Origin of the sequence: Streptomyces sp. NPDC057877, from assembly GCF_042796855.1 — a bacterium.
Taxonomy (GTDB): domain Bacteria; phylum Actinomycetota; class Actinomycetes; order Streptomycetales; family Streptomycetaceae; genus Streptomyces.
The window spans coordinates 546,147-557,764 of record NZ_JBHVMS010000004.1 but is presented as its reverse complement, the minus strand read 5'-3'; the positions used below and the strand labels follow the sequence as shown (position 1 = coordinate 557,764).

The window sequence follows — 11,618 nt, the reverse complement described above, 5'->3', positions numbered from 1 at the left end:
GGCCTGCACGTCCTCCTCGATACGACTCGCCCGCCACAAGGGCGGCCTGGCGATTTCCAGGGTACGCCGGGCGACTGACATCGCCGTAGGCCTTTTCCTCGGACGATCGGACCGGAGGGCGGGCGTGTGATCGGGGGGTGTGCGGGCGGATGCGGACGGTGACGGGAGCGGGCCCTCACGCCGAGCGGCGGAAGCCGATCGTGGGGACCGCACGGCGCAGCGGCCAGGGGCGGGCGGTGGCCGGGAGCAGGTGTTCCAGGAAGGCGTACCGGCGCAGCGCGGCGGGGTTCTGGTCGTCGACCGACTGCACGCGGCGCCACCAGGCCGCGACCTCCGACCAGCCGGGCGCCGACAGGGAGCCGCCGAACTCCTGGACGGACAGGGCCGCGGTGAGGCCCGCGAAGGCCAGCCGGTCGGCCAGGGGCCAGCCCGCGAGGGAGCCGGTGACGAAACCGGCGACGAAGACGTCCCCGGCGCCGGTCGGGTCCAGGGCCTCCACCTCGATGGCCGGAACCTCCGCGGTCTCGCCGGTGCGCCGGTCCACGGCGAAGGCGCCCTCGGCACCGAGGGTGACGACGGCGACCGGGACATGGCGCGTCAGGGCGTGGGCGGCGGCGCGCGGGCAGGTGGTGCGGGTGTAGCGCATGGCCTCCTCGGCGTTCGGCAGGAACGCCTCGCAGTGCGCGAGGTCGGCCAGCCCCGCCAGGTCCCAGGCGCCGGTGTCGTCCCAGCCGACGTCGGCGAAGATCCGGGTGCCCTTGGCGGCGGCCTGTGCGATCCACGGGGCCCGCTTGCCGGGCTCCAGCGCGGCCACGGCGGCTCGCGCGGGCGGCGGGCAGTCGGGGGCGGGTTCCTCGGGCGGGGGCTCGTGGCCGTGGGAGATCATCGTGCGCTCACCCTCGTACGCCATCGAGACCGTGACCGGCGAGTGCCAGCCGGGGACGGTGCGTGAGGGGCCGAGGTCGATGCCCTCGCCCCGCTCCAGCGCGTCCCAGCAGTAGTCGCCGTAGTGGTCGTCCCCGAACGCGGCGGCCAGGCAGGTCCGCAGGCCGAGGCGGGACAGGGCCGCCGCCATGTTGGCGACCCCGCCGGGGCTCGACCCCATCCCGCGCGCCCAGGACTCGGTGCCGCGCACCGGGGCGGAGTCGAGGCCGGTGAAGATGATGTCGAGGAAGACGGTGCCCGTGAGATAGACGTCCCAGGGCGGTTCGTGCGGTGTGCGCAGTCGGGCCAGGGGATCCACATGGGCCCGGCGGTGCAGCCCGGCGGGGGCGGTGGGTCCCTTTCCGGTGACGGCGGGGGTGTTGGTCGCGGTCACGGTGCGCTCCTGAGATGGTGCGGATCAGGCCAGTCTGCACCACCCCACTGACAACGCGCCGGGTGTCCCGGTGACCTGCGCCCTCACCAGCGCGGCACCGTCGGCACCACCCACCCCGGCCGTGCCGCCCGCATGGCCGCCGCGTCGTCGCGGTCGCGCAGCGACCCGTCGTCGTCCAGCCAGCGCCGGTGCAGCCGCCGTAGCTCCTCCCGGTCGAGTTCCACGCCCAGGCCGGGTGCGTCGGAGACGGTGACCCCGCCGTCCTGGAACGTCAGCCGCCGGGTGAGCACGTCCTCCGACTGCCAGGGGTAGTGGGAGTCGCAGGCGTGGTGGAGGCCGGGGACGGTGGCCGCGACGTGGGTCATCGCGGCCAGCGATATCCCCAGGTGGGTGTTGGAGTGCATGGACACGCCGACGCCGAAGGCACGGCAGATCGCGGCGAGTTGCTGGGTGTTGCGCAGGCCGCCCCAGTAGTGGTGGTCGGAGAGCACGACCTGCACGGCGTCACGGGTGAAGGCCTCCTTGATCTCCGCGAACGTCGTCACGCACATGTTGGTCGCGAGCGGCACGCCCGCCCGTCGCCCACCACCGCCCTTGCCGGAGGCGCCGCGCGCCGCCCCTCGCAACCCCGCCGCGACCTCCGCCATGGCGGGCGTGCCGAGCGCGGGGTCCTCCAGGTACTCGAGGACGTCGCCGAGTTCCTCGGCCACCCGCAGCGAGGTCGGCACGCTCCACGCCCCGTTGGGATCCAGCCGCAGCGGATGCCCGGGGAACGCCTCCGCCAGCGCCCGTACCGCGGCGACCTCCTCGTCCGGCGGGAAGACGCCGCCCTTGAGCTTGAAGGAGGTGAAGCCGTAGCGCTCCTTGAACTTCCGCGCCTGCTCGACCACCCCGGCGGGGTCGAGGGCGGCCCCCCAGTCGTCCCGCTCGGCCGCCACCCCCGCCGGATGGTCGGCCCACCTGTAGAACAGGTAGGCGCTGTAGTCGACCCTGTCCCGCACCTTGCCGCCGAGCAGCGCGTGCACCGGCAGCCCGGCCGCCTTGCCCCAGGCGTCCAGGCAGGCCACCTCGAAGCCGGAGACGACGGACAGCCGCAGCTTGTCGGCGGTCTGGACGCCGCGCAGCCCGCCGACGTCGACCTGGTCGCTGACCTGGGCGGAGTCGACCAGGACCGCGTCCGCGACCGTGAAGAGGCCGTTCAGGTCGTTCACCTGGCGGCCCGGCAGCCGCTGCGCGAACGGGCGCGCCAGCTCCAGGTACTTCGTGTCGCCGTACGTCTCGCCGACGCCCGTGACGCCGTCGGCGGTCACCACCTCGACGATCAGCCGGGGGGTGTACGGCTGGTGCACGCCCTGCGTGTTGAGCAGCGGCGGGTCGGCGACCAGGATCGGGGTCAGCCGGACGTCGGTGACGGTGAGGTTCACAGGGCGGCTCCTACGAGGTCGAGTCCGGTGGTGAGCAGGGCCTTCAGGTCGGCCAGGTCGGCGGCCGAGGGGTCGGTGAGCGGGGCGCGTACGGGCCCGACCGGGCGGCCACGGAGCCGGGCCGCCGCCTTCACCAGCGACACGGCGTATCCGGGCACCCGGTCGCGGAGTTCGACGAGCGGGACGTAGAACGCGCGCAGCAGCTCCCCCGCCGTGGCGTCGTCGCCGTCGCGCAGGGCGGTGAAGAAGGCGGTCGCGATCTCGGGGGCGTAGGCGTGTACGGCGGAGGAGTAGGCGGGGACGCCGACGGTGGCGTAGGCGCGGGCCTGGATCTCGGCGGTGGCGGCGCCGTTGAAGAACAGGAAGCCGTCGGGGGCGGCGAGGGTGAGGCGCTGGAGCCGGTCGAGGTCGCTGTGGCCGTCCTTGAGCCCGATGACGTTCGGGATCCGGGCCAGCCGCCGCAGCGAGTCGGCGGTGTAGGCGACCTGGCCGCGCTGGTAGGCGACGAGCGGCAGCCGGGTGCCCGCGGCGATCCGCTCCAGTTGCCGTACGAGGCCCTCCTGCGGGGCGGCGACGAGGTAGTGCGGCAGGACCAGCAGGGCGTCGGCCCCGGCGTCCTCGGCGATGCGCGCGAACCGCAGGGCCTGCGCCCAGCCGTAGCCGATGCCCGCGACGACGGGCAGTCGGCCGCCCGCCTCCTCGACGGCGAGGGTGACGACGGTGCGGTACTCGTCCTCGGCGAGGGAGAAGAACTCCCCGGTGCCGCAGGCGGGGAAGACCGCGCCGGGTGAGGTGGCGAGCTGGGCGGCGAGCTGGGCGCGGCAGCCGTCGGGGTCCAGGGAGCCGTCGTCGAGGAAGCTGGTCAGGGGGAACGAGAGCACACCGCGTGCCATGCCGTCCCGTAGTCGCCGCCGGGCCGTGTCCAGGTCGGAACCCACCCCACTCATCTCCCCATGTAGACGTCATCCATATATGAGGATGGAGGCTAGATACGCGAACCGGGACCGTCAATGGGCCGCACCCCGGCCCACCCCGCCCGTTCTACGATCGCCCCATGTCAGAGTCAGGCGGCGTCCGCGAAGTGAAGTCGGCCGCGCGCACGGTCGAACTCCTCGAACTCCTCGCCGCCCGCGGCGACCGCCCGGCCCGTCTGCAGGAGCTGGCGGACGCGCTGGCCGTCCCGCGCAGCTCCATGTACGCGCTGCTCCAGACCCTGGTCTCGCGCGGCTGGGTCCGCACCGACGTCTCCGGCTCCCTCTACGGCATCGGCATCCACGCCCTGCTCACCGGCACCAGCTACCTCGACTCCGACCCGCGCGTGCGCGCCGTACGCCCGTATCTCGACGAGGCCTCCGAGGCGCTCGGCGAGACGATCCACCTGGGGCGGCTCGACGGCCGGGACGTGGCCTACCTCGCCACCCGCGAGTCCCACGAGTACCTGCGGACCATCAGCCGCGTCGGCCGCCGCCTCCCCGCCCATGTCGCCGCCCTCGGCAAGGCGCTGCTGGCCGAACGCCCCGACGCCGACCTCCCCGAGGGCCCCTACGAGGCCCTCACCCCCCGCTCCCACACCACCCGCGACACCCTCGCCGCCGATCTGGCCGAGGTGCGCGGGCGCGGCTACTCCATCGACCGCGAGGAGGGCGTCACCGGCATCGTCGGCTTCGGCTTCGCCCTGCGCTACGACACCCCCGCGCAGGACGCGGTCAGCTGCTCGGTGCCGGTGGCGCGGCTGACGCCCGCCCACGAGACGCGGATCGTCGCCGTGATGCGGGAGATCCGGGCGAAGATCGAGGCGACGGTGCCGGGCGGGACGGCCCACGGGGGCTCGGTCCACTGGCGATAGCGCCCGCGTCTACCCGGCCGCCACACCCCCAAACACATCTGTAACTCAGATCACATAATCCGCCCTCCCCTTGGGCTCCCCCGGCTTGATACAAATTGCCCGCGCGTTCCTGTCTGTCGACGGTCGTCGCCCAATCCCCCTCTTTGTGCCGCTCCTTTCGCATGCCCTGGGAACGCCCGTGTTCGCCCGCACCACCACGCCCTGGCCCCTTGTCGCCCTTTTCACGGCCGGGTACCTCGCCCCGTACCTCCTCCCGACCGTCGTCGGCAGGCTCGACTCGGGGCTCCCCCTCACCGCCACCCAGTCCGGCGCCATCGGCAGCGCGCTGCTGCTGGGTTCGGCGGCGGCGGGGTTCCTGCTCGCCGCCCGCGTCCACCGCGTCGGCCCGCGTGTGCTCGCCCGCCTCGGGCTCACGCTCGCCGTCCTCGGCTACGGCGGGGCCGCGCTCAGCGCCGCCGTCCCGGCGGTCGTCGCGGGCGCGGTCGTCGGCGGTCTCGGGTCCGGTACGGCCACGGCGGTCGCCGCCACGCTGATCGCGGGCCGCCCCGACCAGCACCGCAGCACCACGCTCGGGCTGCTCGGCGTCTCCGCTCTCGCGGGCGCCGTCTATCTGACGGTGCCGCACCTCGGTCCCGGGCACGGCCTCCCGCTGGCGGCGATCGCGCTCACCGCGCTCGCGGTCTGGCCGCTGACCGGCCGCCTCGGTCCCGCCGAACCGGCCCAGCGGCACCGCTGCGAGGTAACCCGGCTGCCCCATCCGCGCGCCGGGCTGGTCCTCGCCGCGGCGCTGCTGTGCTGGTCGCTCGCGCAGAACTCCCTGTGGGGCGTCAGCGGTCGGATCGGGCTCGCCCAGGCGCACCTGAGCGAGGTCACGGTCGGTGCGGTGTTCGCCGTCGCGCTGGGTGCGGGGCTCGTCGGGGTCGTGCTGGCGGGGGCGCTGGGGCCGCGGATCGGCCTCGCCCTGCCGATCGGTGGGGGTACGGCCGTCATCGCCGTGTGTATCGCGGTCAGTGCGTCGGCGACCGATCTGGTGACGTTCGCGGCCGGTGAGATCGCCTGGAACGCGCTCTACCCGGTCGTGCTGTCCTACGTGATCGGGCTCGCCGCCTCCCTCGACGGGCGCGGGCGTTGGGCGGTGCTGGTGGGCTCCGCCTCTTCGCTGGGCACCGCGGCGGGGCCGGTCGCCGGGAGTGTGCTGGCGGCGGGGGTCGGCTTCCCCGGGATGGGGATCGTGCTCGCGGGCGGGCTGCTGGTCGTCGCCGTGCCGATGACGGTGGTCGCCCTTCGGGCGGGGAGGCCGACGGTGCCGGTGGTTTCCGTGGATGTGGCCGTGGAGAAGCAGGGCGCCTACGAGGCTGCCACGGCCGCGTGAATCGCGGCCGCGGGCTCGTTGTGGCCTGTCGCGCAGTTCCCCACGCCCCTTAAGGGCGCTGCCCTGCCGTCCCTGAGACTCCTCCCTAAGACTCGTCCCTAAGACTCGTCCCTAAGACTGATACGCCTCCACCTCGGCCAAGTACCGCCCCCTTCGCTCCTCGTCGTCCTCCAGGAACGCCGCCAGGAACGAGTTGCGCGCCAGCTCGCGTTGCTGCTCCAGCGTCAGACCCAGGGCGTCGAAGTTGTCGCCGACATAGCCCCCGAAGTACGCCGGGTCGTCCGAGTTGACCGTGCAGCGCAGGCCCGCCTCCAGCATCGCGGGGAGCGGATGGTCGGCCAGGGTGTCGACGGCGCGCAGGCGGACGTTGGACAGGGGGCACAGGGTCAGGGGTATGCGGTCGCGGACCAGGCGGGCGACCAGTCGGGGGTCCTCCATGCAGCGCAGGCCGTGGTCGACGCGCTCCACGCCGAGGATGTCGAGGGCCTCGGCGATGTACTCGGGCGGCCCCTCCTCGCCCGCGTGGGCCACGCGGCGCAGGCCGAGCGCGGCGGCGGTCTCGTACACCTCGCGGAACTTCGCCGGGGGATGCCCGGCCTCGGCCGAGTCGAGGCCGACGCCGGTGATCCGGGCGAGGTGGGGCTTGGCGGCGTGCAGGGTCTCCATCGCGGACTCGGCGGACTCGTCCCGCAGGAAGCACATGATCAGGCGGGTGGAGACGCCGTGCCGCGTCTCGCTCTCGCCCAGGGCCTTCCACAGGCCCTCGACCACCGTCTCCATGGACACGCCCCGGGCCAGGTGGGCCTGCGGGTCGAAGAAGATCTCGGCGTGGCGGACGCCCTGGGCGGCGGCGCGGGCGAGGTAGGCGTCGGCGAGGTCGGCGAAGTCGCGCTCGGTGCGCAGGACGGCCATCAGCCCGTAGTACAGGTGCAGGAAGGACTGGAGGTCCTCGAAGCGGTACGCCTCGCGCAGGGCCTCGGTGTCGGCGTACGGCAGCTCGACGCCGTTGCGGGCGGCCAGCTCGAAGGCCAGCTCCGGCTCCAGAGTGCCTTCGATGTGCAGGTGGAGTTCAGCTTTCGGCAGGGGCATCGAAGAATGGTACGGCTGCTCACCGACGTTTCGGAACCGGCACCGTGAGCAGATCATGGGCCACGGTCAGCTCACCCTCGTATCCGGCCGCCCTCGCCTGGCGCTCGAAGTCGTCCGGCTCGGAGTAGCGCTGGCTGAAGTGGGTGAGCACCACGTGCCGTACCCCGGCGTCCCGGGCCACCCGCGCGGCCTGTCCGGCGGTGAGGTGTCCGTACTCGACGGCGAGCGGCTCGTCCTCGTCGAGGAAGGTGGACTCGATGACGAGCAGGTCGCAGCCCTCCGCGAGCGCGTACACGCCCTCGCACAGCCGGGTGTCCATGACGAACGCGAACCGCTGCCCGCGCCGCACCTCACTGACCTCCTCCAGCGTCACCCCGTCGAAGACGCCCTCGCGCTGGATACGGCCGACGTGCGGGCCCTTGATGCCGTGCGCGGCGAGCCGGTCGGGCAGCATGCGGCGGCCGTCGGGCTCGATCAGCCGGTAGCCGTAGGACTCGACGGGGTGGGACAGCTTGCGGGCCTGAAGGCGGTACGCGCGCGTGGTGGCCAGGTCGCCGTCGGCGGAGACCGGGGCCTCGGTGAGGTCGACGGTCTCGCGGTAGGCGGTGGCGTAGCGCAGGCGGTCGAAGAAGCGCTGGCCGGAGCGGGGGTAGTGGGCGGTGACCGGGTGCGGGACCTTGTCGAGGTTGATGCGCTGGATCACCCCGGCGAGGCCGAGGGAGTGGTCGCCGTGGAAGTGGGTGACGCAGATGCGGTCGATGTCGTGGGCGGCGACCCCGGCACGCAGCATCTGGCGCTGGGTGCCCTCGCCGGGGTCGAACAGGATGCCCTCGCCGTCCCAGCGCAGCAGATAGCCGTTGTGGTTGCGGTGCCGGGTCGGGACCTGGCTGGCGGTGCCGAGGACCACGAGTTCACGTACGGACACGTCGGCTCACCCGGGGGGCCATTCCAGGCCCCGGCCGCCCAGGACGTGGGCGTGGGCGTGGAAGACGGTCTGCCCGGCGCCGCTGCCGGTGTTGAAGACGACGCGGTAGCTGTCGAGCTGCTCCCCGTCGGCGATGGCCTGGGTCTCGCGCAGCACGTCCGCGGCGAGTTCCGGCGCACCGGCGGCGAGCGCGGCGGCGTCGGGGTAGTGCGCCTTGGGGATCACCAGGATGTGGGTGGGCGCCTGCGGGTTGATGTCGCGGAACGCGACGGTGGTGTCCGTCTCGCGGACGACGGTCGCCGGGATCTGCCCCGCGACGATCTTGCAGAACAAGCAGTCCTCTTGTGGTTCGCCTGCCATGCGTGTGCCTCCTCACGCCGGTGATCGTTCACCGGGCATCGTAGCGAGCGGGGTGCGTGCCTCAGCCCAGGTCGGGCAGGGCGGGCGGGGTCTTCGCCGGGTTGCCCTCCAGGGCCGCCAGCGCGATCCGGATCGCCTCGTCGAGCTGGGCGTCCCGGCCCGCCGCGTGGTCCTGCGGGCGCTGCTCGACCTCCACGTCCGGGTCGACGCCGTGGTTCTCCACGCCCCACTCGTAGTTCTCCAGCCAGAAGGCGTACTTGGGCTGGGTGACCAGCGTGCCGTCGACCAGGCGGTAGCGGTTGTCGATGCCGATGACGCCGCCCCAGGTGCGGGTGCCGACGACGGGGCCGAGGCCGAGCGCCTTGATCGCGGCGTTGACGATGTCGCCGTCCGAGCCGGAGAACTCGTTGGCGACGGCGACGACCGGCCCGCGCGGCGCGTCCTCCGGGTAGCTGTAGGGCCGCATGCCGCGCGGCACCGCCCAGCCGACGATCCGCCGGGCCAGCTTCTCCACGACCAGCTGGGAGGTGTGCCCGCCGCGGTTCTCCCGGACGTCGACGACCAGGCCCTCCCGGGCGACCTCCACGCGCAGGTCCCGGTGGATCTGCGCCCAGCCGGGGGCCTGCATGTCGGGCACGTGGAGGTAGCCGAGCCGACCGCCGGACTTCTCGTGGACGTAGGCGCGCCGGTCGGCGACCCAGGCGTGGTAGCGCAGCGGCTCCTCGTCGGCGAGCGGGACGACGACCGCGTGCCGTACCTCGCCGCCGCCGGACGGCGAGACGGTCAGCTCGACGGGCTTGCCCGCCGTACCCACGAGCAGCGGGCCGGGGCCGGTCACCGGGTCGACCGGGCGTCCGGCGACCGCGACGATCGCGTCCCCGGGGCGCACCGCGACGCCGGGCGCGGCGAGCGGGGAGCGGCCGTCGGGGTCGGAGGTCTCCGAGGGCAGGATGCGGTCGATGCGCCAGACGCCGTCCGGGTCGCGGACCAGGTCGGCGCCGAGGAGTCCCTGCCGGGGGCCGTCGCCGAAGGCGCCGCGCGGGATGACGTAGGCGTGCGAGGTGCCCAGCTCGCCCTGCACCTCCCACAGCAGGTCGACGAGGTCGTCGTGGGTGGCGAGGCGGTCCAGGACGGGACGGTAGCGGTCGAGTACGGCGTCCCAGTCGACGCCGTTCATGTCGGGCCGCCAGAAGTGGTCCCGCATGACGCGACCGGTCTCCTCGAACATCTGCCGCCACTCGGCGGCCGGGTCGACGAACTGCCGTACCCGGGAGAGGTCCACGGTGATGTTGGTGTCGCCGTCGTCGTCGTGGGCGGCGCGCCGGTCGCTGGGGACGACCTTGAGGCGGCCGTCGCTCCACAGCAGGACGCGTTTGCCGTCGCCGCTGACCTCGAAGTGGTCGGCGTCGGCGGCGAGGTGTTCGAGGCGGTGCTGGGCAAGGTCGTAGCGCTCCAGCTCGCTCTTGGGGTCGGGGTCGTCCGGGGTGGCCCGGGAGACGCCGAGGACGCCGCGCACCGGGTGGCGCAGCCACAGCACGCCGTCCTTGGCGGTGCGCAGGTTGGAGTAGCGGCCCGCCTCCACCGGGAACGGCACGATCCGGTCGGCGAGCCCTTCCAGGTCGATCCGGGTGGCCGGGGTGCCCTCGCCCTCGGGGGTCTCGTCCTTGTCGGAGGCGTCGAAGGGGCGGCCGTGCCGCTGCGGGCCGAAGGGGGACGGGGTGGTCGCCGCGAGGGTGATCAGGTGCGGCCGGTCACCGACGACGAACGCCAGGTCGAAGACGTGCTCGTCGTAGACCGGGTCGAAGGAGCGGTTGGAGAGGAAGGCGAGGTGCTTGCCGTCGGGGGTGAAGGCGGGGTCGTAGTCCTGGAAGCGCAGCGGGGTCGCCTCGGTGACCGACAGGTCGGTGGTGTTGGCGAGCTTGAGCTGGCACAGCGGGCGCGGGCCGGGGTGCGACCAGGCCAGCCACGTGGAGTCCGGGGAGAAGACCAGGCCGGAGACGTCGCCGTGCTCACTGCGGTCCAGCTCGCGGATCTCGCCGCTCTCCCGCTCGACGAGCAGCACCCGCCCGTCGTGCGCGGCGACCGCCGCGCGGCTGCCGTCCGGCGCCATCGCCAGGCCGAGGACCCGGCCGAGCTGTCCGGCGGCGAGGCGGCGCGGGGTGGCGCCGGGCGCGACGCCGGTGGCGGGCGCGAACTCCAGGGCGTCGTCGCCCTCGGCGTCCGTCACCCACACCACCCACTCCTCGCCGTCCGCGCGGAAGGCGCGCGGCAGCCGGGCGCGCACACCCGGTACGGCGGCCAGCGCGCGGGCCGGTCCGGAACGGTGGGTGACCCAGTGCACCCCGCCGCGGACGGCGACCGCGCTGCCCCGCGCGGTGTGGTCGGGCGAGGCGGAGCCGAACCAGCGGGCGGTGCTCACCGGGTACGGCTGCTGGTCGGCGCGCTGCCCGCCGAGCCGGATGTCGAGCCTGCGCGGCTCGGCGGCGTCGAGGTCGTCCAGGATCCACAGTTCACCGGCGCTGGAGTACGTCACCCGGGTGCCGTCGGTCGCGGCCTGCCGGGCGTAGAACCCGTCGACGGGGGTGTGCCGCCGTAGGTCGGAGCCGTCGGCGAGGGAGGAGTACAGCGCGCCGGTGCCCTCGTGGTCGGAGAGGAAGGCGATCCGGTCGCCGACCCAGAAGGGGTACTCGATGTTGCCGTCCAGCTCCGCGTGCAGCCGTACGAACTCCCCGTCGCCGTCGGGGTCGATCCACAGCTTGCCCGCCGTGCCGCCCCGGTACCGCTTCCACCAGGCGGCCTCCCGCCCCATCGGCGCCGACAGCAGCACCGTGCGCGGGCCGTACGCCACCTCGCCGACCGGCCCGTACGGCAGCCGGGTCGCCGGTCCGCCGTCGAGGGGGACGGCGTGCGCCCAGCTGCGGCGCAGGCTGGCCTGGCCGTGGGTGGTGAGGGCGAGGACCTCGCCGTCCGGGGTCCAGCCGCGGACCTGCGTCTTCCAGCTGCCCCAGTGGGTGAGGCGCCGGGCGGGTCCCCCGTCGACGGGCGCGATGTGCACCTCGGGGGCGCCGTCGCGGGTGGAGGTCCAGGCGACGGTGGTGCCGTCGGGCGAGATACGCGGATGGGTCACGGGCACGTTGTCGGCGCTCACGCGCCAGGCCCGGCCGCCGTCGAGGGGCGCGAGCCAGACATCGTCCTCGGCGGTGAACGCGACCAACTCGCCGTGCGGATGCGGGAAGCGGAGATACGCCGATGCGGCGGACGCTGCGAACTGAGTCACCCGAGCA

At 73.9% G+C, this 11,618-nt stretch carries 9 protein-coding genes; 2 read left to right on the top strand and 7 right to left on the bottom strand.

The window, feature by feature from the left end; translation table 11 throughout:
* Positions 1-175: 175 nt before the first annotated feature.
* The 3 genes from ACFVQG_RS14035 to ACFVQG_RS14025 form a co-directional block, all read right to left on the bottom strand.
* Complete coding sequence (locus ACFVQG_RS14035) at positions 176-1,318, bottom strand: carbohydrate kinase family protein (protein ID WP_383381129.1); 1,143 nt, start codon at positions 1,316-1,318, stop codon at positions 176-178.
* Positions 1,319-1,401: 83 nt separating this feature from the next.
* On the bottom strand, positions 1,402-2,742 hold the full coding sequence (locus tag ACFVQG_RS14030) for a glucarate dehydratase family protein (RefSeq protein WP_383381126.1): 1,341 nt from the start codon (positions 2,740-2,742) through the stop codon (positions 1,402-1,404).
* On the bottom strand, positions 2,739-3,689 hold the full coding sequence (locus tag ACFVQG_RS14025; RefSeq protein ID WP_383381123.1) for a 5-dehydro-4-deoxyglucarate dehydratase: 951 nt from the start codon (positions 3,687-3,689) through the stop codon (positions 2,739-2,741). The genes ACFVQG_RS14030 and ACFVQG_RS14025 overlap by 4 nt, the downstream gene beginning before the upstream one ends.
* Positions 3,690-3,796: 107 nt before the next feature.
* Between ACFVQG_RS14025 and ACFVQG_RS14020 the strand changes: the two genes are divergently transcribed.
* Positions 3,797-4,588: an IclR family transcriptional regulator gene (locus ACFVQG_RS14020; protein WP_383381121.1), complete on the top strand. Its 792-nt coding sequence runs from the start codon at positions 3,797-3,799 to the stop codon at positions 4,586-4,588.
* Between the two features lie 178 nt (positions 4,589-4,766).
* Positions 4,767-5,960, top strand: coding sequence for an MFS transporter (locus ACFVQG_RS14015; RefSeq protein ID WP_383381119.1), 1,194 nt, complete (start codon positions 4,767-4,769; stop codon positions 5,958-5,960).
* A gap of 111 nt (positions 5,961-6,071) precedes the next feature.
* On the opposite strand, the gene ACFVQG_RS14010 is transcribed toward ACFVQG_RS14015, so the two are convergent.
* The 4 genes from ACFVQG_RS14010 to ACFVQG_RS13995 all read right to left on the bottom strand — a co-directional run bounded on the left by ACFVQG_RS14010 (position 6,072) and on the right by ACFVQG_RS13995 (position 11,611).
* Complete coding sequence (locus ACFVQG_RS14010) at positions 6,072-7,049, bottom strand: adenosine deaminase (RefSeq protein WP_383381116.1); 978 nt, start codon at positions 7,047-7,049, stop codon at positions 6,072-6,074.
* 19 nt (positions 7,050-7,068) lie between these two features.
* Positions 7,069-7,974: a ribonuclease Z gene (locus ACFVQG_RS14005; protein WP_383381113.1), complete on the bottom strand. Its 906-nt coding sequence runs from the start codon at positions 7,972-7,974 to the stop codon at positions 7,069-7,071.
* Positions 7,975-7,980: 6 nt separating this feature from the next.
* Positions 7,981-8,334: a histidine triad nucleotide-binding protein gene (locus tag ACFVQG_RS14000; RefSeq protein WP_383381110.1), complete on the bottom strand. Its 354-nt coding sequence runs from the start codon at positions 8,332-8,334 to the stop codon at positions 7,981-7,983.
* A 61-nt stretch (positions 8,335-8,395) separates the two neighbouring features.
* Positions 8,396-11,611 carry a S41 family peptidase gene (locus ACFVQG_RS13995; protein WP_383381108.1) on the bottom strand — a complete coding sequence of 1,072 codons (3,216 nt, stop codon included), beginning with the start codon at positions 11,609-11,611 and terminating at the stop codon, positions 8,396-8,398.
* Positions 11,612-11,618 lie beyond the last annotated feature (7 nt).